This is a genomic window from Nocardiopsis codii, from assembly GCF_036327455.1.
Lineage (GTDB): Bacteria > Actinomycetota > Actinomycetes > Streptosporangiales > Streptosporangiaceae > Nocardiopsis > Nocardiopsis codii.
Genome location: NZ_JAUZMY010000005.1, coordinates 153,581 through 177,296, shown reverse-complemented (window position 1 = coordinate 177,296; position 23,716 = coordinate 153,581). Strand labels below are relative to the sequence as shown.

At 71.7% G+C, this 23,716-nt stretch carries 23 protein-coding genes; 14 read left to right on the top strand and 9 right to left on the bottom strand.

The genetic code is table 11. From position 1 onward, the window contains the following. Positions 1-17 precede the first annotated feature (17 nt). Entirely contained in the window at positions 18-1,337 is a 1,320-nt protein-coding gene (locus tag Q8791_RS07465) for a Gfo/Idh/MocA family oxidoreductase (RefSeq protein ID WP_330090850.1), read from the bottom strand. 424 nt (positions 1,338-1,761) lie between these two features. Between Q8791_RS07465 and Q8791_RS07460 the strand changes: the two genes are divergently transcribed. The 3 genes from Q8791_RS07460 to Q8791_RS07450 are packed head-to-tail and all read left to right on the top strand — an operon-like array spanning position 1,762 to position 4,939. Then, positions 1,762-2,727 (top strand): carbohydrate ABC transporter permease, encoded by a 966-nt coding sequence (locus Q8791_RS07460; protein ID WP_330090849.1) that lies wholly within the window; start codon positions 1,762-1,764, stop codon positions 2,725-2,727. Beyond that, a complete protein-coding gene (locus tag Q8791_RS07455; protein ID WP_330090848.1) occupies positions 2,717-3,592 on the top strand; it encodes a carbohydrate ABC transporter permease in 876 nt (291 codons plus the stop codon). The genes Q8791_RS07460 and Q8791_RS07455 overlap by 11 nt, the downstream gene beginning before the upstream one ends. Positions 3,593-3,610: 18 nt before the next feature. After that, positions 3,611-4,939 (top strand): ABC transporter substrate-binding protein, encoded by a 1,329-nt coding sequence (locus Q8791_RS07450; protein ID WP_330090847.1) that lies wholly within the window; start codon positions 3,611-3,613, stop codon positions 4,937-4,939. A 126-nt stretch (positions 4,940-5,065) separates the two neighbouring features. Here the strand turns inward: Q8791_RS07450 and Q8791_RS07445 are convergent, their stop codons facing one another. Together Q8791_RS07445 and Q8791_RS07440 are read right to left on the bottom strand one after the other, a co-directional pair. Then, positions 5,066-6,037: an EamA family transporter gene (locus Q8791_RS07445; protein ID WP_330090934.1), complete on the bottom strand. Its 972-nt coding sequence runs from the start codon at positions 6,035-6,037 to the stop codon at positions 5,066-5,068. A 177-nt stretch (positions 6,038-6,214) separates the two neighbouring features. Continuing rightward, positions 6,215-6,739, bottom strand: a complete 525-nt coding sequence (locus Q8791_RS07440; protein WP_330090846.1) for a GNAT family N-acetyltransferase — start codon at positions 6,737-6,739, stop codon at positions 6,215-6,217. A 40-nt stretch (positions 6,740-6,779) separates the two neighbouring features. On the opposite strand from Q8791_RS07440, the gene Q8791_RS07435 reads away from it, so the two are divergent. From Q8791_RS07435 to Q8791_RS07425, 3 genes are all read left to right on the top strand, one after another. Continuing rightward, a complete protein-coding gene (locus tag Q8791_RS07435) occupies positions 6,780-7,343 on the top strand; it encodes a helix-turn-helix domain-containing protein (RefSeq protein WP_330090845.1) in 564 nt (187 codons plus the stop codon). A 128-nt stretch (positions 7,344-7,471) separates the two neighbouring features. After that, positions 7,472-8,278, top strand: a complete 807-nt coding sequence (locus Q8791_RS07430) for a sulfite exporter TauE/SafE family protein (RefSeq protein WP_330090844.1) — start codon at positions 7,472-7,474, stop codon at positions 8,276-8,278. Positions 8,279-8,642: 364 nt separating this feature from the next. Beyond that, positions 8,643-9,542 carry an NADP-dependent oxidoreductase gene (locus Q8791_RS07425; protein WP_330090843.1) on the top strand — a complete coding sequence of 300 codons (900 nt, stop codon included), beginning with the start codon at positions 8,643-8,645 and terminating at the stop codon, positions 9,540-9,542. A 65-nt stretch (positions 9,543-9,607) separates the two neighbouring features. Here the strand turns inward: Q8791_RS07425 and Q8791_RS07420 are convergent, their stop codons facing one another. Continuing rightward, on the bottom strand, positions 9,608-10,441 hold the full coding sequence (locus Q8791_RS07420) for a phosphotransferase (protein ID WP_330090842.1): 834 nt from the start codon (positions 10,439-10,441) through the stop codon (positions 9,608-9,610). A 733-nt stretch (positions 10,442-11,174) separates the two neighbouring features. On the opposite strand from Q8791_RS07420, the gene Q8791_RS07415 reads away from it, so the two are divergent. From Q8791_RS07415 to gdhA, 6 genes are all read left to right on the top strand, one after another. Beyond that, positions 11,175-12,725 (top strand): hypothetical protein, encoded by a 1,551-nt coding sequence (locus Q8791_RS07415; protein WP_330090841.1) that lies wholly within the window; start codon positions 11,175-11,177, stop codon positions 12,723-12,725. Between the two features lie 753 nt (positions 12,726-13,478). Next, on the top strand, positions 13,479-13,910 hold the full coding sequence (locus Q8791_RS07410) for a VOC family protein (RefSeq protein WP_330090840.1): 432 nt from the start codon (positions 13,479-13,481) through the stop codon (positions 13,908-13,910). A 204-nt stretch (positions 13,911-14,114) separates the two neighbouring features. Further along, positions 14,115-14,558, top strand: a complete 444-nt coding sequence (locus tag Q8791_RS07405; RefSeq protein WP_330090839.1) for a hypothetical protein — start codon at positions 14,115-14,117, stop codon at positions 14,556-14,558. Next, a complete protein-coding gene (locus tag Q8791_RS07400; protein ID WP_330090838.1) occupies positions 14,498-14,653 on the top strand; it encodes a site-specific integrase in 156 nt (51 codons plus the stop codon). Before Q8791_RS07405 ends, Q8791_RS07400 begins: the two co-directional genes overlap by 61 nt. 320 nt (positions 14,654-14,973) lie before the next feature. Then, the gene (locus Q8791_RS07395) at positions 14,974-15,783 is read left to right on the top strand and encodes a class I SAM-dependent methyltransferase (RefSeq protein ID WP_330090837.1); all 810 of its coding nucleotides are present in this window, start codon (positions 14,974-14,976) and stop codon (positions 15,781-15,783) included. 506 nt (positions 15,784-16,289) lie between these two features. Further along, the gene (gene gdhA / locus Q8791_RS07390; RefSeq protein ID WP_330090836.1) at positions 16,290-17,654 is read left to right on the top strand and encodes an NADP-specific glutamate dehydrogenase; all 1,365 of its coding nucleotides are present in this window, start codon (positions 16,290-16,292) and stop codon (positions 17,652-17,654) included. A gap of 248 nt (positions 17,655-17,902) precedes the next feature. Here the strand turns inward: gdhA and Q8791_RS07385 are convergent, their stop codons facing one another. From Q8791_RS07385 to Q8791_RS07375, 3 genes are all read right to left on the bottom strand, one after another. Next, positions 17,903-18,418, bottom strand: a complete 516-nt coding sequence (locus Q8791_RS07385) for a DinB family protein (RefSeq protein ID WP_330090835.1) — start codon at positions 18,416-18,418, stop codon at positions 17,903-17,905. Positions 18,419-18,718: 300 nt separating this feature from the next. Next, the gene (locus Q8791_RS07380; protein ID WP_330090933.1) at positions 18,719-19,144 is read right to left on the bottom strand and encodes a VOC family protein; all 426 of its coding nucleotides are present in this window, start codon (positions 19,142-19,144) and stop codon (positions 18,719-18,721) included. Between the two features lie 259 nt (positions 19,145-19,403). Then, the gene (locus Q8791_RS07375) at positions 19,404-19,826 is read right to left on the bottom strand and encodes a VOC family protein (RefSeq protein WP_330090834.1); all 423 of its coding nucleotides are present in this window, start codon (positions 19,824-19,826) and stop codon (positions 19,404-19,406) included. Between the two features lie 260 nt (positions 19,827-20,086). On the opposite strand from Q8791_RS07375, the gene Q8791_RS07370 reads away from it, so the two are divergent. Next, a complete protein-coding gene (locus Q8791_RS07370) occupies positions 20,087-21,091 on the top strand; it encodes a helix-turn-helix transcriptional regulator (RefSeq protein WP_330090833.1) in 1,005 nt (334 codons plus the stop codon). Positions 21,092-21,245: 154 nt separating this feature from the next. Here Q8791_RS07370 and Q8791_RS07365 read toward each other — a convergent pair whose 3' ends face one another. Both Q8791_RS07365 and Q8791_RS07360 read right to left on the bottom strand, forming a co-directional pair. After that, positions 21,246-22,223, bottom strand: a complete 978-nt coding sequence (locus Q8791_RS07365) for an aldo/keto reductase (protein ID WP_330090832.1) — start codon at positions 22,221-22,223, stop codon at positions 21,246-21,248. Between the two features lie 10 nt (positions 22,224-22,233). Continuing rightward, complete coding sequence (locus Q8791_RS07360; protein WP_330090831.1) at positions 22,234-23,262, bottom strand: GlxA family transcriptional regulator; 1,029 nt, start codon at positions 23,260-23,262, stop codon at positions 22,234-22,236. Between the two features lie 51 nt (positions 23,263-23,313). Here Q8791_RS07360 and Q8791_RS07355 point away from each other — a divergent pair, with 51 nt between their 5' ends. Then, positions 23,314-23,715 carry a cupin domain-containing protein gene (locus tag Q8791_RS07355; RefSeq protein WP_330090830.1) on the top strand — a complete coding sequence of 134 codons (402 nt, stop codon included), beginning with the start codon at positions 23,314-23,316 and terminating at the stop codon, positions 23,713-23,715. The last annotated feature ends 1 nt before the right edge of the window (position 23,716 follow it).

Sequence of the window (23,716 nt, the reverse complement as noted above, 5' to 3'; positions counted from 1 at the left end):
GGCGTCCCGGGGCCCGGTCACCGGTCCGTCCCGAGCAGGTCGGCGATCCTGACCGGGGCCCCGGAGTCGATGGAGGCGTTCGCGGCGAGCCCGGTGAGCAGGGCGTTGCCCCCGTCCGCGTGGTCGGGGCGGATGCCGTCGTCGGCTCCGCCGAACAGCGAGTCCAGCATGACCTGGTCCCCTCCGCCGTGCGGGCCCTCGCCGACCGCGATCGGGATCTCCTCGGCCGGCTGCCAGTGGCGGCGCAGGACGAGGCGCGCGGAGGTGTTGTCCTTGGGCGCGGGCATGCCGCGCACGGGGGTGGACTCGTCCTGGTGGGGGGAGGTGTGGTCGAACTCGGTCATGTCCAGCTCCAGGCGGCCGCGGCTGCCGGTGATGGCGATCCGGTAGCCCTCCCAGGGAGCGTAGGCGACCAGGTGGTAGCTCAGCCGTGCGCCGGTGTCGTAGCCGACCAGCACCGACATGTCGTCCTCGATGGTGATGCCGGGGCCGAACACGTTGAGGTCGCGGCGGTAGCCGTCCTCGTGTTCGGCGTCCAGGTACAGCGCGGTGAGGTCGGGGCTGTCGCCCATGTGCAGGGCGAAGGGGTCGGCCTCGGCGGCGGGGGAGTCGTGCCCGCGTTCGTAGTCGCCGGCGAGTCCGTGGCGGCGGCCGTTCTCGTCGCCGTAGAAGAACAGGCGGCCCCAGGAGAACACCTCGGTGGGCCGGGCGCCGATCCACCAGTTGACGAGGTCGAAGTGGTGGCTGGCCTTGTGGACGAGCAGCCCGCCGGACTGGGTCTTGTCGCGGTGCCAGCGGCGGAAGTAGTCGGCGCCGTGGCGCAGGTCGAGCAGCCACTCGAAGTGGACGGAACCCACCTCTCCGATGACCCCGGAGGCGATGAGGTCGCGCAGCTGGCGGTGGACGGGGTTGTAGCGGTAGTTGAAGCCGACGGTCACCCGGCCCCCGGTGCGAGCCTGGGCCTCGTTGATGCGCCGCAGGCCGTCCAGGTCGGCGGTCATGGGCTTCTCGGTGATGGCGTCGAGGCCGGCGTCCAGGGCGGCGACGATGTAGTCGGCGTGGGTGCGGTCGACGGTGCACACGATGACCTCGTCGACCCTCTCCTCCTTCAGCATGCGGGTGAAGTCGGAGGCGGAGTAGGTCGGCACGGGGTCGAGACCGGCCTCGGTCACGATGCGGTTGTGCACGGCCATCCGGGTGGCGTTGGTGTCGCAGAGGGCGACCAGTCGTCCCTGGTCCCGGTGGGTGCCGGTGAGCGCCCGTGTGTACATCCGAGCCCGGGAACCGGTGCCGACGATCGCGTACCTGCGTGGAGTGGTGTCGTTCACATGCTGCATGGTAAACGCTTTCCACAAAAAACGACAGGGGTGTACCGCGATGAACTGGCCGAATCCGGAGCCTGGGGTGTGGACACCCGTTCGCACAAGGGTGGCTACCCAGGGTGATGTTTGGCGTGCGGATGGGCCGGGAAGCGCGTTCACCGGCTCGTTCCCGCGTTGTGAGGGGGGTGCGAACGGTAACGATCTGGGGTGTGGATCACACTTGTCGGGAAACGAATCGTTGACACCCATGTAACCCGGTGCTAGAAACTGAACATCCTAATACTTGGATAGCGCTTACCAGAACGGCTCAGACCAGTTCACCCCGTGTTCTCGCACACACAGCGCCCGTGCCCTCCGAGTGAGATTGGCTCCCCATGAACCCAGGACCGAACGCCACCGGTCGCCGCCTTCCGTCGGCCCTCCGGGACGGCGGAGCGCCGTGAGCGCCCTGCTCCAGCGGGGGAGGGATGCGGCTCCGGACCAGGCCGCGCCCGCGTCACGCCCCCGCCGCGGAAAGAGCGCGGCCCCGCGCGCCAAGCGCGAGAACCTGGCCGCCTACGGCTTCCTGGCTCCGTGGTTCGTCGGCCTCGTGTTCATCACCGCGGGTCCGCTGCTGGCCTCCCTGTACTTCTCCTTCACCGACTACAACCTCATCGGTGACCACGAGTGGGTCGGCGTCGAGAACTACGAGCGGATGTTCACCGACGCCCGGCTGCACAGCGCACTGAGAGTCACGTTCGTCTACGTGTTCGTGTCGGTGCCGCTCCAGCTGGCGCTCGCACTCGCCCTGGCGATGGTCCTGGACCGAGGTGTGCGGGGCCTGCCCCTGTACCGGTCGGTCTACTACCTGCCGTCCCTGCTGGGCGGCAGCGTCGCCATCGCCATCCTGTGGCGCCAGGTGTTCGGCGCCGAGGGCCTGATCAACCAGGTCCTGGGGTTCTTCGGGATCCAGGGCGAAGGGTGGGTGTCCCACCCCGACTACGCACTGGGCACGCTGATCGTGCTCAACGTGTGGACGTTCGGCGCACCCATGGTGATCTTCCTGGCCGGACTGCGGCAGATCCCCGCCATGTACTACGAGGCGGCCGCCGTGGACGGCGCGGGGCCGATGAGCCGGTTCTGGAACATCACCGTTCCCATGCTCACCCCGATCATCTTCTTCAACCTGGTGCTCCAGATCATCAACGCCTTCCAGACCTTCACCCAGGCGTTCATCGTCAGCGGCGGCACCGGAGGCCCCTCGGACTCCACCCTCTTCTTCACGCTCTACCTCTACCAGCGCGGCTTCGGCGCCTTCGACATGGGCTACGCCTCGGCGATGGCCTGGCTGCTGCTGATGATCATCGGAGGGTTCACCGCGGTGAACTTCCTGGCCTCCAAGTACTGGGTCTTCTATGGCGACTGAGACAACGGCCCCCGCGACCTCCAGCAGGCGCCTCGGGGCCAAACGCACACGACGGCTGCTCATCCACATCGGGCTCATCGGGTTCGGGCTCCTCATGCTCTACCCGCTGCTGTGGATGCTCTCCAGCTCCTTCAAGCCGACAGCGGAGATCTTCCGCGCCCCCGGTCTCATCCCGGATACCTTCACCCCCGGCAACTACACCGAGGGGTGGACGGCGCTCCAGTTCCCGTTCCACCACTACATGCTCAACTCGGCGATCGTGGTGGCGGGATCGATCATCGGCAACCTCGTCGGATGCTCGATGGCGGCCTACGCCTTCGCCCGCCTGGAGTTCCGCGGCAAGCGGCTCTTCTTCGCGGTCATGCTCGCCACGATCATGCTGCCGATCCACGTCGTGATCGTGCCGCAGTACATCCTGTTCGCCGAACTGGGCTGGATCAACACGTTCCTGCCGCTGATCGTGCCCAAGCTCCTGGCCACGGACGGGTTCTTCATCTTCCTGATGGTGCAGTTCATCCGCGGGCTGCCCAAGGACCTGGACGAGGCCGCGCGCATCGACGGCTGCGGACACGTGAGGATCTTCTTCCAGATCATCATGCCGCTGTCGCTGCCGGCCCTGGCCACCACCGCGATCTTCACGTTCATCTGGACCTGGAACGACTTCTTCAGCCAGCTGATCTTCCTCACCAGCCCGGACATGTACACCGTCCCGGTCGCCCTGCGCACCTTCGTCGACTCCAGCTCCCAGACGTCCTGGGGGCCGCTGTTCGCGATGTCCGTCGTGGCGCTCGGCCCGGTCTTCGGATTCTTCCTGGCCGGCCAGCGATACCTGGTCAAGGGCATCGCCACCACCGGAATCAAGTAGTCGAAAGGAAACCGACCCATGCACGCACACCCTGGCGACGGGCACCCCCGGGCCCGCCGCCGCAGCACCCTCCTCCCCCTGGCGGCCACGGCCACCGCACTCGTGATGGCCGTCACCGCCTGCGGAGGGGACTCGGGTGCCGAGGACGGCGTCGTCGAACTCCGCTTCTCCTGGTGGGGCGCCGACGACCGCCACTCCAGAATGCAGCAGGTCATCGACGTCTTCGAGGCCGAGAACCCCGACATCCAGATCGTCGGGGACTACACCGACTGGGGCTCCTACTGGGACCGGCTGGCCACGAGCACCGCGGCCAACGACGCTCCGGACATCCTCATGCAGGAGGAGCGCTACCTGCGCGAGTACGGTGACCGGGGTGCGCTGGTCGACCTCAGCGAGTTCGGCGACACGCTGGACCTGTCGAAGATCGACCCGCTGGTGGCCGAGAGCGGTGACCTGGACGGCCAGACCTTCGGCGTCGCCAGCGGTGTGAACGCGTACGCGATCCTCGCCGACCCGCAGGCGTTCGAGGACGCGGGCGTGGAGATGCCCGACGACGAGACGTGGACGTGGGACGACTACGTCGAGATCTCCGAGCAGATCAGCGAGGCCGGCGGCGGCGAGGTCGTGGGCACGCAGAGCATGTCCTACAACGAGTCCGGGTTCCAGATCTTCGCCCGCCAGCACGGCGAGAACCTGTACGCCGAGGACGGCTCGCTGGGCTTCTCCCAGGAGACCATGGCGGAGTGGTTCGGCATCACCGAGCAGCTGCTGGAGAACGGCGGCCAGCCCGGTGCGGCCGAGAGCGTGGAGATCGAGGGCGGTGGGCCCGACCAGTCGGTCCTGTCCACGAACCAGGGCGCGATGGCGCACTTCTGGACCAACCAGCTCGGCGGCATCAGCGAGTCGTCCGGCCGGGAGATCGAGCTGCTGCGCTACCCGGGTGAGTCCGAGGGGGAGCGCACGGGGATGTATTTCAAGCCCGCGATGTTCTACTCCGTCGCGGCGTCCTCCGAGCACCCGGAGGAGGCTGCCCGGTTCGTGGACTTCATGCTCAACACGAACGCGGCGGCCGAGCTGACCCTGGCCGACCTGGGTCTGCCCGCGAACGTGGACGTGCGCGCGCACATCCTCAACTCGCTGCCGGAGGCGGACGCGCGCAGCGCCGTGTTCCTGTCCGACATCGAGGGGACGATCGTGGACGGCAACCCACCGCCGCCGATCGGCGCGGGCCAGGTCGTGGAGATCACCAAGCGGGTCACCGACGACATGGCGTTCGGGAACCTGACCCCCGAGGAGGCCGCGGAGCAGTTCATGTCCGAGGTCGAGGCGGCCACCGGGGGCTCCTGACCCGGATCCTGACGTGAGTGGTGTTCGGGCCCGGTGGGAGACACGTCTCCCGCCGGGCCCGACGCCGTGTGCGGGCGGTGCCGGGGGCGTCCGCGCGTCCGGTGCGGCTCGCGGGGACCGAGGGGGTCAGGGCGGGGCGGTGACACCGGTGGGCCCGGTACCGCCGGCGGGGGTGTCCTCCAGGAGGGCGGGCGTGCCGGGCACGGCGGTCTGGGCGATGAACGCGCCGGTGACGATGACCGCGGCGCCCAGGATCTGGACCGGGGTCAGCGCCTCGCCGAGGAGTACCCACGCCAGAACGATCGCGGTCACGACCTCCAGGTAGGCGACGCCCCCTGCGACCTGCGGGGACAGCCGCCGGATCGCCGAGACCCCGGTGAAGTAGGCGATGGCGGTGCACACCAGCCCCAGCCACAGGGCCATGGCCCAGCCGGGTACGTGGAACCCGCCCAGGGTGACCGGGTCCGCGAGCAGGCCCCAGGGGATCGTCCAGGGCTGGGCTAGGACCCCCAGCAGGACGGTGGCGACCAGGGAGCCGAAGGCGATGACGGCGAGCGGGTCGGTGTCCTCTCCCATGCTGTCGCCCAGGAGGAAGAACGCGGCCTGCGCGGCGGCTGCGCCGAGCGCCAGGGACACCCCGATCACGTCCAGCCGCATGCCGGCCCAGACCTCCAGCAGCAGCCCGAGTCCGGCCACGGCCAGGACGACGCCGACGACGGCGGCGGGGGAGACCCGGGTGCGGCGCACCACCCGCAGCCACAGCAGGACCAGGACCGGACCGAGGAACTCGATGAGCAGGGCGATGCCGACGGGGATGCGGGCGATCGCGGCGAAGTACAGGGCTTGGACGCCCGCCATCGGGAAGACGCCGTAGGCCAGGACCAGCAGGGGGCGGCGCCGGGCGACGCGCCAGTGGGCCAGGGCGACCGGGAGGAGTAGGAGCGCCGCTCCGGCGACCCGCAGCCAGGTGACGTGGAGGGAGTCCATGCCCGCGTCCAGCAGGGGGCGGGCGAACACGCCCGAGCCGCCGAAGGCGAGAGCCGAGGCGAGCGCGAACGCCAGCCCGGAGGGGCGGTGGCGTGCGGGGTTGGCGGACACTGACTGCTCCAGGGGATTCATGGGGAGATGGGACCTGAGCAGAGCATACGGCCGGCGTGCGGGCTCCCTGGGAGCGGCGCGGGCGGGCGTCGTCGTGGACACCGGTCACCCGCGGCGGACGGGTGCGGTGTTCGCGTCGTGGCGGGCCCGCGGACGGCCACAGGCGGGAGGCGGGCCTCAGTCGCGGGCGGCGAGGGAGGTCAGGTCGAGCTGGGCCCAGGCCACGTCGTGCCAGGCGTCGTGCTTCCATCCCACGCGCGACATGACGCCGACGTCCTCGAAGCCCAGGGCCCGGTGCAGTCCGAGGCTCGCGTCGTTGGGCAGGGTCATGCAGGCGATCGCGACCTGCATGCCGCGCTCGGCCAGGCGGGGCAGGAGGGCCTCGTACAGGGCCCGGCCCGCTCCTGTGCGGCGTCGGCCCTGCGCCAGGTAGACGCTGACCTCGCAGGTCCGGCTGTAGGCGGCGCGGGTGCGGAACGTGCCGCCGTAGGCGTAGCCGAGGACGCCGTCGGCGTCCTCCATGACGATCCAGGCGTGCTCGCGCTGGGCGGCGGCGATCCGTGCCGCCATCTCGCCGGCTCCGGGCGGGTCGATCTCGAACGTGATCGAGGTGTCGGTGACGTAGGGCGCGTAGATCGCGGCGCAGGCCTCGGCGTCCGCCGGGGTCGCGTCGCGGACGGTGAGGGTCGGCAACGAAGTCATGGTCATTATAGTAATCCGATACTGCCACTATAGTGACCACATGAGTGACGAACTGGGTTCAGCCCTCGCCCTGACCCTCAAGGAGCTGCGCAGCTCCCGCGGCCTGAGCGCGGCGGCGCTCTCCGAGCTCTCCGGCGTCTCCCGCACCATGGTCAGCCGTATCGAGAACGGCGACGTGCAGCCCACCGCGTCCCTGCTCGGCCGCCTGTCGGCCGCGTTCGGCATCACCCTCTCCGAACTGATCGCCCGCGCCGAGCAGGGCGACCGGCGCCTGGCCCGCTCCCATGAGCAGCCCGCCTGGACCGACCCCGGCACCGGGTACGTGCGCCGAGCGGTCTCCCCGACCGCGGGCGGCCCGATCGAACTGGTCGAGGTGGAGCTCCCGGCCGGCGCGCGGGTCGCCTTCCCCGTGGAGGCCTACGTCTTCACCCACCACCAGATCTGGGTCCTGGACGGCACGCTCTCCTTCCGCGAGGGCTCCGCGGAACACCTCCTGGAGGCAGGCGACTGCCTGCAGCTGGGCCCGCCCGAGCCGTGCGAGTTCCACAACCCGGGCCGGCAGACCTGCCGTTACCTGGTGGTCATCGCCCGCCGCGGCGCCTGAGGGGGGCCGCACCCCCGGAACACCCGCGCGTCCGCTCCCCGGACGGCGGGACCGCCTCGACGCCCAGCCATCCCATCTCCCTACCTCCCGAACCCGATCGGCAAGGTAGGGATGTATCGTCGCGCGCCGTGCTCGAACTCTCATCCTCCTCAGGGCCCATACAGACACTCACGGACCTCTTCACACCCAGCGGCCACGGCCTGCTGGGACCGGACCACCTCTGGGTGTTCGTCGTGGTGTTCGCCGCCGCGGTGGTGGTCGGCGCCGCCACACAGAGCATCGTCGGCCTCGGCCTCGGGCTGGTCCTCGCCCCTGCCCTGTCCCTGCTGGATCCCACTCTCATGCCCGGATCGGTCCTGATCACGTCGGTGGTCATGCCGCTCTTCATGCTCTTCCACGAGTGGCGGCACGTGGACTGGAGGGGGCTCGCCTGGGGACTGCCCGCGCGCGTGCCGGGAACGATCCTGGGGGCCTGGGTCGTCGCCCTCCTCGAACCCCGGGCGCTCGCCGGGGCCATCGGGGTGATGGTGCTCGCGGCCGTGGCCCTGTCACTGCGCTCGTTCCGGGTGCGTATCACCCCCGGCTCCCTGATGGCGGCCGGGGCCCTGTCCGGCGTGACGGGCACGGCCACCTCCGTCAGCGGGCCGCCTCTGGCACTGCTGTACCAGTACGAGGAGCCCGCCAGGGTGCGCGCGACCCTGGCCGCCTTCTTCCTCGTCGGGAGCGTGCTCTCCCTGGCGACCCTGGCGGCGGGAGGCCAGATGGAGGTACGGCAGGTCGTCGTCGGGGCCGCCGCGGTCCCCTTCCTCGGGGTGGGTCTCGTCCTCGGCCGCGCACTGCGCAGGAGGGTCGACCAGGCCAGGCTCCGCACGGCCATGCTGGTGGTGGTCACAGCCTCGGCGCTGGGCCTGCTGGTCCAGGCCGTGCTCGGCTAGGGAGTCCTTCTCGAAGGCTTGCGGGTCGGCGGCTGGCCGCCGGGCGCTCTCCCGGAGCGCGGTGCGAGGGTCGGCCCGGTCGTGCCTCACGATCGCAGGGGCGCGGGGGAACCCCGGTGGACGCGGGCCCGGAAGGATACGGAGAACACGCCCCGGGCCGGACCGGTCCACGGGTCCCGGGGCCGCGCCCGGCCGACACCGATCGCACGGTCCGTGCGTGGCGCGGAGAGGAGGGCGCAGACTCGCTGCGTAGGGTGCGAAGCGGCCTGGTGTGCCTCCGGGCCGCGTCGTGCTCCGGCCGTGGCCGGCGTCCCCTCGGGGCCGCGGCACCCGGTCCCAGACCTCGAGATCCGAAGGAAGAACCATGCGTGCTGTGAGCTTCTCCGCCTACGGCGACCCGTCCGTCCTGACCGTCGTGGAGTCCGAGGTCCCCGAGCCCGGCCCCGGGCAGGTGAGGGTGGCGGTCCGTGCCGCGGGAGTCAACCCGATCGACGTCAAGGTGCGCTCGGGCCAGCTGGCCCAGGGCGAGCCGCTGCCCGCGCCGCGCGTCCCCGGCCTGGAGGTGTCCGGTGTGGTGGACGCGGTCGGCGAGGGGGTCACGGGCACGGCCGTCGGCGACGCCGTCGTGGGATGGGCCGTCGGCGGCTACGCCGAGTACGCCCTGTCGTCCACCTTCGCGGCCAAGCCCGAGGCGCTGACCTGGCAGGAGGCGGCTTCCCTGCCGGTGGCGGGGGAGGCCGCCGTGCGCGCCCTCCGCGTCCTGGCGCCGCAGCGCGGGGAGACGTTGCTGGTCAACGGCGCTTCGGGCGCCGTGGGCGGGATCGCCGTCCAGCTCGCCGTCGCCGACGGGGTCACCGTGGTCGGGACGGCCGGGGGCGCGAACCTGGACGGGGTACGCGCACGCGGGGCACTCGCCACCCCCTACGGCGAAGGGCTCGCCCAGCGCGTGCGCGCTCTGGCCCCCAGGGGGGTGGACGCCGTCCTGGACGCTGCCGGACACGGGGTCCTCCCGGACGCGATCGCCCTGCGCGGCGGCGTGGACCGGATCGTCACCCTCGCGGACCCGGCCGCCTTCGACCTGGACGTGCCCTTCCTCTCCAAGGCCGAGGACCAGACCGTGCGGACCCTGGACACGCTGCTGACCGCGGCCGCCGAGGGACGGATCACCCCGCCCGCGTCCCGGGTGATGGCGCTGGACGAGGCCGCCGAGGCGCACCGCGAGTGGGAGAGGAAGAGCTCGGGCAAGTTCGTCCTGGTTCCCTGACCCTCGTGGCCCGGCCGGGGTCGCCGCCCTTGTCAGCGGCCCCGGCCCGCCCGGCTGTTCGGCCGTCAGCCGAGGAGGGCCTCGGTGAAGACCGGGCGCTGCTCCACCAGCCAGGCCTGGCGGCGGTCCCAGCGCTCCCAGCCTCCCGACCGTTCCAGGGCGCGGACGAACCCCTCCTGGCCGCCGTCCACGCGCGCGGCGACGAACGCCCGGGCCACGGTCGTGTACTGCCCGATCACGCCTGGCAGGGCGGCGCGGTCGGCCGGGGCGAGGCCGTAGGCGTCGGCGAGGACACGGAGCCGACGCGGGACGTCCACTCCCTCGTGCGCCGTTCCCGCGGCCGAGACCGGGTCTACCGCGGGGACCAGGTAGTAGGCCAGGGCGGCCACGTCCCACACCGGTCGGCCGGGAGCGGCCAGGTCGAAGTCGATCAGGGCCGCCGCCCGTCCGCGCCGGAAGACGAGGTTCTCCAGGCACGGGTCGTTGTGGCACAGGATCGTCCCGCCCTCGGGGTCGGCCAGCCCGGCCGACCCCGAGGCCCACGGGGCGGTGGCGTCCACACCGACGCGGGCCGCGGCGTCGTGGTAGCGGCGCAGGAGCTCCGCGGCCGAGCCCAGCGTCGGCTCGGTGTACGCCCAGGCCGGGAAGGGCGGCAGGGCCACGTCGCCGTCCACGAACGTCAGCTCCTCGCGGCCGTCGTCGCGCAGCCGGAGCGGGAAGGGCGCTCCCCGGTAGCCGGTGTCGGCCAGAGCCCGCAGGTGGGCGTGGAGAGCGGGGGAGGCGGGGGTGGCGGCGCGCACGACGTGACCGCCGTAGCGGAACACCGTGTTCATCATCCCGCCGCTGAGCCTCCGCCCGTCTCCGTGCGTGTCGTCACCGGGGCCGGTCGGATGGGTCATCGCTCTCCTCGGGGTTCGCGGAAGACCTGTGGCGGCTGGGATGCGTCGAAACTACAGTCCCGACCGGTGCTGGGGGAGGGACTTGTGCCGCGTCGAAGGTCACCACGGGAGAGGAAGTCCCGAGGCGCGCCGGGGACCGCCGGGAACCGCCGCAACGACGGCGGGAACGACGAGAGCTCGCGCCGCAACATCCCCCTGGCGGAGCGGGGGAGCGAGGCCGACCGGCGCGCGCAGGCGATCGCTCCGTCCGCCGGACGCGGTGTCGCGGACGCCTGTTCCGGCGAGGACGCGCAGGCGCGGGTCGGGCGCAGGAGGCCGAGGTGTGGCGCACGCGGCCGGACGTGCCCCCGGCGGGGTGCGTGCTGGAGCGTCGGGGCGGGGACGGCCAACGCCGAGCGGCCGGTGAGGGGCCGTGCGCGGATACGCCGTCCGGGGCGCTGACCTGGTGCCTCCGGTCCTGGCCGGGTGCGGCCCCGGGTGCTCCGCGGCCCTCGGTGGCCGGGGGGGGAAGGCTGCGGGAGGGTTTTCCACAGCCGCTCCCGAACCCGTGTTCGCTCCACTACGCTGGGTCCTGAAAGCAGTCGAGCCCGGCAGGTGCTACCAACACCGGCGCCGGGCTCTGACCCCCAACCTGGCAACAACAGGGAGGCGGCTAGTGGTGGAGTGTATCCAACCCGGCCCCGCTGTCGCGGTCATATCCCGCGTGTCGTGTCCTTCGCGTACTCCGGCGCAGGTGGCGGAACCCCCGCCCGGACCGGGCAGTCCGCGCCGGCGCGTGCTGGGCGCCATGCGCGGCATCGGCTTCATGCCCTCGCTCTGGATCACCGACGCCCTCAAGGGCGGGCTGATGCCCAGCACGCGCGCGCACGCCGTCGCGGCGATCATCGCCGACGCCGTCGACGCGGACGGGCGCTGGTGCTTCCTGTACCTCGACACGATCGTGGAGCGCTCCGGTGGGACGGTGAGCGTCTCCACCGTCAAACGGGCGATCGACGACCTCGTCGGCGCGGGGCTGGTGCGCAGGCTGGATCCGCTGCGGGCGCGCCTGTTCTTCTGCGCCGACATCGCCGCCGGACGCCGGTGGCCCGACCGGCTGCCCCCGGTGCTGGAGCTGATGATCCCCGCGTCGGCGTACACGGCCCAGGCCCTGGAGGAGGTCAACCGGGTGCGTCGGCAGCTGGGGGAGGATCCGTTGACTCCGGCCTCCCGCCCCTACCCGCCGGTAGGCACGACAGTTCACCCTGGGCGCACCGACCTGTCAGAACGACCTACAGACCTTTCCCCTGCACACTCCTCCTCGATTCCGGGTTCCGTCCGCGGGAGCGTCACCACAGGACGCGCGCCCGCGCGTGCGGGCACGCGGGGAGCCCGCCCGCTGTCGTTGCCGCTGCCGCTGCCGAGGGACGGTTCGGACCGGACACCGGCCCCCGTGCCCGAGCCGGGGCCGCGCGGCCATGCGCGGCGACTCCTGGCACGGATCCCGGACGCGGTGCTGCGCCGCCCCGGGCCGGACCGCGAGGCCCTGGCCGCAGCCGTGGACCGGCTCACCGGGCAGGGACTGCGAACGGCCGAGCTGAGCGCACTCCTGGAGGGCACTGAGACCCTGCGCAGCCCGTTCCCCGCCCTCATGCGCCGTCTGGGCAGCGTGGACGACGCGCGCGGGTTCCTGGGCGGCCTCCTCGGCGCCGGTGTGCTCGGCGACGGAGGTACCGCTCCGGCACCGCCCGCCCCCTCGGGCGCTCCCGCACCGCGTGCGACTCCGCCCCGGCCGGGGCGGCCGGGACCCCGGCTCCGGGACGACGGCGACGCGTTCGCCCGCCCTCCCGGGTTCGCCGTCGGTCCCGACGGTGCGGCGCCGCGCACCTGCCCCGACCACCCCGGCGTGCGCAACGTGCCCGGTGGCACGTGCCGTGTGTGTGGGGCGGCCTGCCGGACCGTGCCGGGCGAGGTCCTGCATCCGCCCCGCGGCCACGGGGAGACCGCGCCCGAGCCCGGCCTGCTGCCCCGGGATGCGTCCGGCCCCGGAGGGCAGGACGGGCCAGGGCATGAGACGGGACTCCAGGCCGCGCCCCCGCGGGACGGCCCCTGCCCCGCTGACTCCGACGGGGCCGAGGAGACCGATCCGGCGGTCCTCGCGCTCATGCGCGCCTCTCTGACACGGGTCCGCCCTGAGCGCTCCGGGGTGCCCGTGCCGAGCGGTCGTGCGCCGACGCCCTCGGCGCGGGAGTCGGTCGACTCCGTGCGCCGCCACCTGAGCCGCCTCCGCAGACGTCAGGCCGGATGAGGGGCCTCGGCTTCGGCCGCGCCGACGGGGGAGGCGGCCATGGCGCCGTGCACCGGGGCCACCGGTGGAGCGCCCGGAGAACCGTGTTCAGTGCCGGTCAGCCGGCGCTCCCGCCTGTCCGCGGGCACCGGCTTGGGGGTCGAGGAGGATTACGACAGGATTTAGCGGTAGATGCTCCTCGCGGTCCGGTGGGGTCTGTTGCGGCATCAACGTCTTCCAGACGCTGTTCACTGCCCTGGCCAGTGCGTGCAGGCGGCTGTCGGGCGAGGTGATTCTGTGCCTGGGGCTTGCGGATCCTGGTGCTGTCCCCAAGCTGAGGGGATCAGCAGGACACCAGGTACAGCCTTTGCTCGGGCTTCTCGCAGACCGGCCGGGCACGCGCCTATGGCGCGTTCGAAGTCGCCCAGATCACCGACCATCCCACCCCGACCAAAGTCCGCCGTTCCGCCGGTGAATTGGGCCTCGTTGAAGTGCACCGTCCCGCCGGTTGACTTACCGGTAGTCAGAAAAGACTCCCCAGAACCCGAAGCCGAAGTAACGAAAAACCAGATAAGGGTTGTCCCGTAATTGATCCTTGGCAGCACAAGAGTGGTTGGCCGGGGTCGCATCCCAGCCCCCCTTTATGGCAGACACCGACCTCGGTTCACTCCTGCGACCGCACGAGACAGCAGCGAACAACAGGGCCCCTGCCCCTGACAACGAGCGGACCTGGCCACCTGCGGGGATCAGCAGGATCCCTGTTATTCTGCGCTGATGTCAAAGATCAAACAGTTCCAAGTGACCTTCGACTGCGCGGAACCTGCGCGCCTCGCCGCTTTCTGGTGCGAGGTGCTGGGGTACGTCGTACCGACGGCCCCGGAGGGCTCTGGCACGTGGGAGGAGTACCACCGCTCGCTGCCGCCTGAGGATGAGATCTACTTCGCGTGCACTGATCCCTCCGGTGTGGGTCCACGCCTGCTCTTCCAGCGAGTTCCCGAAGGCAAGGTCGTCAAGAACCGGGTGCATCTCTGTGTGCGGGCCGGCGTCGGACTCGTGGGTGACGAGCGCCTGGCCACACTCGAAGCCGAATGCGCACGGCTGATGGCTCTTGGTGGGAAGCACGTGCTGACGCAGCACGCCGATGACGCCAATGAATCCTGCATCACGATGCAGGACATCGAGGGCAACGAGTTCTGTCTCTCCTGAACCCCTCCAAGACGGAGGCCGAGGAACATCGGTACGAAAACCCGCACTATGGACACGGCCCTCTGAAGCAGAACATCGTACTTCTGGAAAGGAGCATTTCCGGAAGTAGACTGCCGGGGTGACTTCTGGAAACACAACCCCCGGCCGAGAACAGCCCGCCGAAACGACTTCTGGAAACACACGGACCGGGCGGCCCGCCACACCGTGGACCTTCCCGAGGACCTCGCGGCCGAACTCGCCGCGTTCGGCGACCGGTTGGCTTCGGCCACCGATCTGGGCGCGGCCACCCGCGACAAGTACCGGCGCAACACCGCCGCCTTCCTCACCTGGCTGACCGACGCCCGCGAGGCCGGCGCTCTGGACGGCGACCCCCTCACCGACCCGGCCGCCCGGGACTGGGCGGTGCGCGACTGTCGCCGCACCCTGAAGAACACCCGCACCGCGCGGGGCACCCACCTGGGCGCGGCCACCGTCAATAACCGCCTGGCCGCCGTCGACGCCTTCTTCGCCCTGCGCGGCTCGGGCCGGCCGACGACGGCGAGGCCTTCGGCCCGCATGTGCTGCGCCACACCTTCGGCACCGACCTCGTGCGCGGCCGCGGCGAACTCGCCTCCGAACCGGTCGACGTGGTCCTGGTGGCGGAGCTGATGGGCCACGCCGCTGTGAACACCACCCGCCGCTACACCCTGCCCACCGAGGTGGACAAGACCCGCGCCCTGGACGCCCTCACCACCGACCGGTGAGCCCGTGAGGGTCTACCGCTGAATCCTGTAGCAATCCTCCTCGACCCCCGGCTTCGACGGTGACGACGGGACCGGCCGGACTCGGCCCGCAGCGCACGGCCGAGGACTCGTCGAACGGCTCCTGACCGCGCCGCGGTCGCCCGTCGGGCCGGTTCTCCGAAACCACGACAAGGGAGGAATGACCTGTCGTAAAATTCCGACGACGGAGAGTACGCGCAGGGGAAGGCGCGTCCTCGCCCGTCGGGCGGCACGAAGGCGAAGAGGGTGCGCGGATCCGCCTGCCCGTCCGCACCGAACACGGCGAGACCAGGGGAGGACGCATGGATGCGTCTCCGCCGACGCACGGTCCGGGCGGCCATGCCACTTCGTTCGGCGCACTGGCCGACGTCTACGACCGCGTGCGCCCGCCCTACCCGGCTGCGGCCGTCCGCTGGGCCCTGGGAGACCGCCCCTTGGACGTGGTCGACGTGGGGGCCGGAACCGGACTGCTCACCCGTCGGCTCCACTCCCTGGGCCACCGCTGCACCGCCGTCGACCCGGACCCCCGCATGCGGGCCGCCCTGGCCCGCCGCACACCTGCGGCCCGTGTGCTGCACGGCAGCGCCGAGTCGGTTCCCCTGCCCGACGGCTACGCGGACGCGATCCTCGCCGCCGAGTGCCATCACTGGTTCGATCCGCCCGCCGCGCACGCCGAGACCGCCCGCCTCCTGCGCCCGGACGGCGTGTTCGTGGTCATGTGGCAGCTACGCGACCAGTCCACGCCCTGGGTGGCCGCCCTCACCGAGGTGCTGCGCCCCTACGACGACACCGGGGCGACCACCGTCGCGCCTCCGGAGCCCGGGAGGCACTTCGGTCCCTTCGCGGAACGCCGCTTCGCGTTCGGTGTCGAGCACACCCGTGAGAGCCTTCTGGACCTCTACCGCAGCCACTCCTTCCACATCGCCGCCGGTCACCGCCGACGCGCCCTCCTGGAACGCGACCTCGTCCGCCTCGTCGACACCCACCCCGACCTGCGCGACCGCACGCGCTTCACGCTCCCCTACGTGACCCGGGTGCACCGCTCCTCCGTGGCCTCCGTGGCCGATCCGGTGTCCGCCGAACGGCGGCCCGGAGCCGACCGGAGCCGCTGACCGGGGGTTCCGCATGCTCGGAGGCCTCTGCCGCTCCGGAAACCGTGCGAGGAGCGCGGTCGTCAGCGGGGTGCGGGCGTCGAGGACGGCGACGCCCCCTGCCCACTCCCAGCGGTGGCGGGTGTCCGGCACGTCCTGCCGACGTTCGACGGCGACCGCACCGTGCGGCGGTTCGCGTGCCCGTCGGAGCGGCTCCGCCCGGCGCTCGCGTCGCTGCCCGCCCCGGCCCCTCCAGGTACACCCGTCCTCGGCCACTCGCACGCGCATGGGTGCGCCCTCGCGGGCCCGTGCCACAGCTTTTCGGCCGGGCGGACCGGTGACCGGCCCCGACGGAGCGGAGGGCACGGGACACGGCCCGGGTGGGGCCGAGCCCGTTGGGTGCACCGCCGGTCGAATCGACTCTCGGGCCGACGTGTAACGTCGAAGCAACAGCACCAAAATGCGGCGGAAACACGACCAAGAGCCGGGCACCGGCGGCGCCCGGACCGAAAGGACCTCCTTCACCCATGGCCAACACGTCCGACCTTGAGAACCACCACCCGGGCGTGCGCTCGGCCTTCGCGCACGTGGTGCGGCGCAACCCCGACGAGCCCGAGTTCCAGCAGGCCGTCCTGGAGGTTCTCGACAGCCTCTCCCCGGCGCTGTCCCGGCACCCCGAGTACGCCGAGGAGCGCATCCTGGAGCGCCTGTGCGAGCCCGAGCGGCAGATCGTCTTCCGGGTGCCCTGGCGCGACGACCAGGGGCACGTGCACGTCAACCGGGGATTCCGCGTGGAGTTCAACAGCGCGCTGGGCCCCTACAAGGGCGGGCTGCGCTTCCACCCGAGCGTGAACCTCGGAGTGATCAAGTTCCTGGGCTTCGAGCAGATCTTCAAGAACGCCCTCACCGGAATGAGCATCGGCGGCGGCAAGGGCGGCAGCGACTTCGACCCCAAGGGGCGCTCCGTCGCCGAGGTCGAGCGGTTCTGCCAGTCGTTCATGACCGAGCTCCACCGCCACCTGGGCGAGCACACCGACGTCCCCGCCGGGGACATCGGGGTGGGCGGGCGCGAGATCGGCTACCTGTTCGGCCAGTACCGGCGGCTCGCCAACCGGTGGGAGGCCGGGGTCATCACCGGCAAGGGACTGTCCTGGGGCGGTTCACGGGTCCGTACCGAGGCCACGGGGTACGGGAACGTGCTGTTCGCCCAGCGGATGCTGGAGCGCACGGGCCAGGGGCTCGAAGGCAGGCGCGTGGTCGTGTCCGGTTCGGGGAACGTGGCGATCTACTCGGCGGAGAAGGCCCAGCAGCTGGGCGCCACCGTGATCGCCTGCTCCGACTCGGGTGGCTACGTCGTGGACGAGAAGGGCCTGGACCTCGACCTGCTCAAGCAGATCAAGGAGGTGGAGCGCGCCCGGATCGGTGAGTACGCCGAGCGCCGCGGGGACGCCCGCTACGTGGCGGGCGGCAACGTGTGGGACGTCCCCTGCGACGTGGCCCTGCCCTCGGCGACCCAGAACGAGCTCGACGCGGACTCCGCGCGCACACTCGTCCGCAACGGCGTCCTGGCGGTGTCGGAGGGGGCGAACATGCCCACCACCCCCGCTGCGGTCAAGGTGCTGCGCGAGGCCGGTGTGCTCTTCGCGCCGGGCAAGGCCGCCAACGCCGGCGGTGTGGCGACCAGCGTGCTGGAGATGCGGCAGAACGCACGGCGCACGTCGTGGTCGTTCGAGCACGCCGAGGCCGAGCTGGCCGAGGTGATGACGGGGATCCACGACCGGTGCGAGGAGGCCGCCGAGCGGTACGGCTCCCCGGGCGACTACGTGCTGGGCGCGAACGTGGCCGGGTTCGAGCGCGTGGCGGGCGCGATGCTCGCCCAAGGCCTGATCTAGGCGCGTCGACCGCCCGGGGCCGTCGGCAGCCCCGGGCGGGGGCGGCAGAGGAGGAGCACTCTGCCGCAGGTGGGGATGTCGGAGAAACCGCGCTCCCCCTCGGGGAGCTGCGCGCCTACGGCACCCGCGAGCAGACCCGCGGCGACCACCGGCGCGAGGTCGCCCGCCACCCGAGGTGGCCCCGTCGGGGCAACCAGTGTGTTCGTCCCCTCCGCGCGGGGCGCTCCGACGCCCCTTTCCGGCAACCCCTAGTAATAGCCCTTCGTGCCGTCGAGCAGCTCCCGGAGGATGTCCGCGTGCCCTGCGTGCCGCCCCGTCTCCTCGACGAGGTGGATCAGCATCCAGCGGAGGTTGGCGCTGCCGGAGCGGAAGTCGGGGTGGCGGCCGATGTCGTCCAGGGAGGCCGCGCGGACGATCTCGTCGCTGCGGGCGCACTGGGCCTCGTACTCCGCGAGGAGTTCGGCGAGGGGGCGGCCGTCCGTGTGCCAGTCGGCGTCCTCGCGCGACTCGTCGAACGCGGGGTTCTGCTTCTCGTCGCCGCCGAGGAACAGCACGTCCAGCCACATGTGCTCGGTCCAGCGCATGTGGGAGAGGAGACCGGCCATCGTCATGGCCGGTGAGGTCGGGAGGACCGAGCGGTGGGCGTCCTCGCCGCTCAGCCCTGCGCATTTCCAGCGCAGGATCTGCCGCTGCAGGTCAAGCCAGCCGGTGAGGGCGGTGCGTTCGTCCGCCTGGAGCGGGGGGCGTTCCAGTTCCGATGCCATGTCGGCACACGCTACCCAGGAAGCCGTTAGGGGGCACCTGGATATGCGGGACAGCCCTGGGGCAGCCGGTTCGGCCGAGACAACCATGATGGGCACGCGGTGTGAGTGGGACGACCGAGATCACCGGCCGGTTCGAGTGGGACTTCCTTCTGCCGCCATCCCGCTCGAACCGGTGACTTGCCAGGTCGACAGACCGGAGTGAACGGAAACTGGACAGCGATCGTTCTCTCCCCGGCTGCCGTGCGGCTGACCCCGGCCTCGGGGGCGCCGGATCCTGTTCCGTTCCCCAACCCCGGGTTGCTAGCTGAGCTGCTCGGCCAACCCGACGATGATCCCCTCGGGGCCGCGGACGTAGCAGAGCCGGTAGCTGTCCCCGTACCGGGCCAGCTCACCGACGAGCTCGGCGCCGTGAGCGCGCAGACGGGCGACGACGTCCTCGATGTCGTCGACGGCGAACATGACGCGATGCATGCCCAGCGTGTTGTGCGGCGGGTTGCGCGGTCCGGTGCCGATCGGCGCGGGGGAGTGGTACTTCGCCAGCTCGACCCGGCCGTGGCCGTCCGGGGTCCGCATCATCGCGATGTCGCAGCGGACGCCGCCGAGGCCGACGGTGCGGTCCGCCCAACGCCCCTCGACCTGTGCTCGGCCCTCCAACTCCATGCCGAGTTCGGTGAAGAAGGCGATGGCGGCATCCAGGTCTTCGACGACGATGCCGACGTTGTCCATCCGCTGAATCGTCATGGTGGTTCTCCCTCGTCGCGCGGCCTGTCGTAGCCACTGGTGTACCTGGGACGGAGCCGGCGCCGCATTCCCGACACCCGGAAACGTCCTGGTTTCCAGGGCCTGCCTCCGCGCCACCGCCCCCCGGGGCGCTCACACCGCCGAACGAGAACCCGTCCGCCCTCACGCAAGCCGTTCCACCACCGGACGGGGCCGGAGGGGGGAAGGGCAGGTGTCCTGCCCCTCGCACCCCTCCGACGAAAGGTCAGCCGTTGTACGGGGCCGCGACGTCCAGGACCCAGACGATGCCGAAGCGGTCCTTGAGCATCCCGTAGAGCGGCGCCCACTGCGCGGGCTCCAGCGGCTGCACGATGGTCGCACCGACGGCCAGCTTCTCCCAGTAGGCGGTGATCTCGTCGGGGCCGTCACCGCGCACGGAGACGAAGACGGCGTTCTCGCCCGCGTTCCACGGCATCTGTGAGGGCACGTCGTAGGCCATGACGCGGAATCCGTTGTCCGCGGCCACCTGGCCCCACATCACCTGGTCCGCCTCGTCCGGGTTCTGCGTGTTGCCCGCGTCCTTGTAGGTGACGGCGACGACGTCCCCGCCGAAGACGGAGTGGTAGAAGTCGAGCGCTGCGCGGGCGTCGCCGCGGAAGTTCAGGTGGGTCGTGGTGGTGATGGGCATGATGGCTTCCAGTCTTCGTGTACTCGGATGAGCGCCGAACGGGCTCGTGTCGGAAGGGGCGGCCGTGCGCCGCTGCTGCGTCGCCGGCCCGGCACAGGGTGCTGTGGTCGGTCACCACGGCTCCCTCGGAGCGGACAGCAGAGGTCCGCCACCGAGGGGGGTGAACTGCGATGACGGTGCGTCCCACCCCGTTGCCGTGACCTCACACTGGCAGGCCTACAGGACAGGGTGTGTCCTCTTATCGCGGCAGAATGGAGCCCATGGTGAAGACTTCCGCCCGTCTGCTCGCACTTCTGTCCATGCTCCAGACCCGGCGGGACTGGTCGGGCGAGGAGCTGGCCGCGCGCCTGGACATCAGCCCCCGCACGATCCGCCGTGATGTGGACCGCCTCCGAGAACTCGGCTACCCGATCACGGCCTCCAAGGGGCGCGACGGCGGCTACCGGCTCGACGCGGGTTCGCAGATGCCCCCGCTGCTGTTCGACGACGACCAGGCGGTGGCGCTGGCGGTGGCGCTCCAGGCGGCCACCGCGACCGGCGCCGGGATCGGGGAGGCCGCGACGCGCGCCCTCAACACCGTCCGACAGGTCATGCCCGCGCGTCTGCGCCAACGGATCACCCCGATCCGGGTCTCCGCGATCACGCCGCCCGACGCCCGCCCTGCCCGGGCCGACGGCGGCCTGCTCCGGACGATCAGCGCCGCCATCCACGCCTTTGAGGAACTGCGCTTCGACTACACCCCCGCCTTCCGGTCCGCCACGGCCCGGGGCGACACCGGGGGCGACCGGCGCCAGGTACAGCCCCGTCACCTGGTCACCTGGGGAGGGCGCTGGTACCTCCTGGCGTGGGAGGCCGAGCGCGACGACTGGCAGACCTTCCGCGTGGACCGCATCTCGCCCCGCAGCCCCAACGGCCCCCGCTTCACCCCGCGCGAGGTGCCCGGTGGAGATGTGGACTCCTTCGTCACCAGCAGGTTCCGGGGCTCCGACGGACCGGCCGAGTGGCCCTGCCGGGGCGAGGTCATCCTCGACCTGCCCGCCGCGTCCGTCGCTCCCTTCGCGCACGACGGCGTGGTCGAGGAGTGGGGCGCCGACCGCTGCCGGCTGACCCTCGGTTCCTGGTCATGGGTCGGCCTGGCCTCGGCCATCGGGCGCTTCGACGCGGACTTCGAGGTCGTCGGGCCGCCCGAACTCGAGGAGGCCTTCAGGCGCCTCGCGCGCCGTTTCGCGGGGGGCGACGGTCGGACCCGCGCACCCGGGTGCTGACCGGCCACCGCGCGGGCCGGCGTCCGGAGCTCCGACGTGCCGGGCCGTACCGGAGGAGGCCGCCCCGGGGGAGCCGGGTCGCGGGCTTCGCGCCCGCGGTCCCGGCTCACCGTCGGCGGCCTGCCGGGTGGTCAGCGCACGGGATGTCCGCCGGTCACCACAGGTGGTGGACGTGGGGGCGGACGAGTTCGTCGTAGACCTCGCCGACCCGCGCGTGGACGTCGGGGGTGAGCGGTGCCAGGTGCGCCGCGGCGGCGTTGCCGCGCGCCTGGTCGGCGTTGCGGGCCCCCGGGATGACGACGCTGACGCCGTCCTGGTCCAGGATCCAGCGCAGGGCGAACTGGGCCATGGTCACCCCCTCGGGGACGAGCGGACGGATGCGCTCCACCGCCTCCAGACCGAGGGCGTAGGGGACGCCGGAGAAGGTCTCGCCCTTGTCGAAGGCCTGCCCCTCCCTGTTGAAGGCTCGGTGGTCGTCGTCCGCGAAGGCGGTGTCGGCGGTGAACCGGCCCGACAGCAGTCCGCTGGCCAGCGGTACGCGGGCGATGACGCCGACCCCGGCCTCGCGCGCGGCGGGCAGGAACCGCTCCAGGGGCTTGTGGCGGAAGGCGTTGAGGATGATCTGGACGGTGGCCACGTGGGGGCGGGCGATGGCGGCCAGGGCCTCGTCCACTGTCTCGACCGAGACGCCGTAGGCGCGCATCCTCCCCTCCTCGACCATGGCGTCGAGGTCGTCGAAGACGGCGTCGGTGGCGATGACGGCGGCGGGCGGGCAGTGCAGCTGCACGAGGTCGATGGTGTCCACACCCAGGTTGCGGCGGGAGTCGTCGTTCCAGGCGCGGAAGTTGGCGGGGTTGTAGTTCTCGGGCAGCTGGTCCTGGCGGCGGCCCATCTTCGTGGCCACGGTGATGTGGGGGAGCTCCTTCAGCAGGCGGCCCACGAGCCGTTCGCTGCGGCCGTCGCCGTAGACGTCGGCGGTGTCGAAGAAGGTGACGCCCTCCTCCGCCGCCGTGTGCAGGGCGGCCGTGGCGTCGGCCTCGCTGACCTCGCCCCAGGAGGCTCCGATCTGCCAGGCGCCGAAACCGACGACGCCGACGTCCTTGCGGGTGCGACCCAGTACGCGTTGTTCCATGCACGCGATCCTAGGCACGCGGGAGCCCTTCCCCCGAGCCGGGTGCGGTGGGAGGACCGACGCGGTCCCCGACCGGCGCGCGCGGTCCGAAGCGCTCCCGGTACAGGGCGGGGGCGATCCCGGTGTGCGCACGCAGGGTCGCCCGCAGGTGGGCGGTGCTGCCCAGTCCGCTGGCCCGCGCGATCGCCCGGAAGTCCATGCCGGTCGTCTCGATGAGGCGGCAGGCCAGCAGGACCCGCTCGGACCGCAGCCAGGCCAGCGGTGTCGTTCCCAGCTCCGCTCGGAACCGGCGGTGCAGGGTCGCCGCGCTGACCGCCGTGCGGGCGGCCAGGTCCGCCACGGTGAGCTGTTCGTCCAGGCGCTCCCGGGCCCAGGCCAGGACCGGTTGCAGGGAGGTGTCGGATGCCTCCGGGACCGGCCGTCGGACGAACTGGCGCTGTCCGCCCTCGCGGTGGGCGGTGAACACCAGCCGTCGGCTGACCGTGTTGGCGGTCTCCGCGCCGTGGTCGCGTCGGATCAGGTGCAGTCCGAGGTCGAGGGCGGCGGCGCTGCCCGCCGCGGTGAGGACGTCGCCGTCGTCCACGAACAGCACGTCCCGTTCGAGGAGGACCTCGGGGTGCATCTGCGAGAACAACTCCTCGAACCTCCAGTGCGTCACGGCCCGGCGTCCGTCCAGGACCCCGGCCGCGGCCAGGGTGAACGCGCCGGTGCAGAAGCTGACCAGGCGTGCTCCGCGGCGGGACGCGCGGCGCACGGCCTCGACCACACCGGGCCGGGGCGGCACCCACGGGTCGGGGCGGTTGGGCACGATGACGGTGTCGGCGTTCTCCGCCGCCTCCAGTCCGGCCATGCCGGTGAGGGTGAACATCCCCAGGTGGACGCGCACATCGGGAACGGCCGAGCACACGGTGAGGTCGTACCAGGGGCGGTCGAGTTCAGGGCGGCGCAGTCCGAAGAGTTCGGTGGCCACGCTCATCTCGAACGGGTTGGACCCCTCGTCGACGAGCAGCGCGACACGATGCGAGGATTCTTGCGGCATACGCGATTCCTAGCACTTCCCGGCGGCGGATGGCGACGCCAGGATGGCCTTGTGAACGAACGAGCGATCAACCTCGACGAAGCCCTGGCCTCCTTCCATGAGCTGTGGAGCCCCCGTGTCGTCACCCGGGTCAACGACTACGACGTCCGCGTGGCCAAGGTCCGCGGCGAGTACGTGTGGCACGCCCACGACGGCACGGACGAGTTCTTCCTCCTGCTGGACGGGGACCTGCGCATCCGGCTGCGCGAGCACGACGGCGCCCCCGAGCGCACGGTCGCGCTGGAGAGGGGGTCGGTGTTCGTGGTCCCGCGCGGCACCGAGCACCGGCCCGAGTCCGACGGGGGAGCGTCGATCCTGATGTTCGAGCCCACCGGAACCCTGACGGTGGGCGACCGCCATGAGGAGGTCCCCGACCACGTGGACGCCACCACCGGGCATCCGCTGGGCCTCTGAG

Coding starts and splice junctions, on each gene's coding strand:
- Q8791_RS07465 (WP_330090850.1), bottom strand. CDS start 1,337: ATGCAGCATGTGAACGACACCACTCCACGCAGGTACGCGATCGTCGGC.
- Q8791_RS07455 (WP_330090848.1), top strand. CDS start 2,717: ATGGCGACTGAGACAACGGCCCCCGCGACCTCCAGCAGGCGCCTCGGG.
- Q8791_RS07450 (WP_330090847.1), top strand. CDS start 3,611: ATGCACGCACACCCTGGCGACGGGCACCCCCGGGCCCGCCGCCGCAGC.
- Q8791_RS07440 (WP_330090846.1), bottom strand. CDS start 6,739: ATGACTTCGTTGCCGACCCTCACCGTCCGCGACGCGACCCCGGCGGAC.
- Q8791_RS07435 (WP_330090845.1), top strand. CDS start 6,780: ATGAGTGACGAACTGGGTTCAGCCCTCGCCCTGACCCTCAAGGAGCTG.
- Q8791_RS07425 (WP_330090843.1), top strand. CDS start 8,643: ATGCGTGCTGTGAGCTTCTCCGCCTACGGCGACCCGTCCGTCCTGACC.
- Q8791_RS07420 (WP_330090842.1), bottom strand. CDS start 10,441: ATGACCCATCCGACCGGCCCCGGTGACGACACGCACGGAGACGGGCGG.
- Q8791_RS07410 (WP_330090840.1), top strand. CDS start 13,479: ATGTCAAAGATCAAACAGTTCCAAGTGACCTTCGACTGCGCGGAACCT.
- Q8791_RS07395 (WP_330090837.1), top strand. CDS start 14,974: ATGGATGCGTCTCCGCCGACGCACGGTCCGGGCGGCCATGCCACTTCG.
- gdhA (WP_330090836.1), top strand. CDS start 16,290: ATGGCCAACACGTCCGACCTTGAGAACCACCACCCGGGCGTGCGCTCG.
- Q8791_RS07385 (WP_330090835.1), bottom strand. CDS start 18,418: ATGGCATCGGAACTGGAACGCCCCCCGCTCCAGGCGGACGAACGCACC.
- Q8791_RS07380 (WP_330090933.1), bottom strand. CDS start 19,144: ATGGACAACGTCGGCATCGTCGTCGAAGACCTGGATGCCGCCATCGCC.
- Q8791_RS07375 (WP_330090834.1), bottom strand. CDS start 19,826: ATGCCCATCACCACCACGACCCACCTGAACTTCCGCGGCGACGCCCGC.
- Q8791_RS07370 (WP_330090833.1), top strand. CDS start 20,087: ATGGTGAAGACTTCCGCCCGTCTGCTCGCACTTCTGTCCATGCTCCAG.
- Q8791_RS07365 (WP_330090832.1), bottom strand. CDS start 22,223: ATGGAACAACGCGTACTGGGTCGCACCCGCAAGGACGTCGGCGTCGTC.
- Q8791_RS07360 (WP_330090831.1), bottom strand. CDS start 23,262: ATGCCGCAAGAATCCTCGCATCGTGTCGCGCTGCTCGTCGACGAGGGG.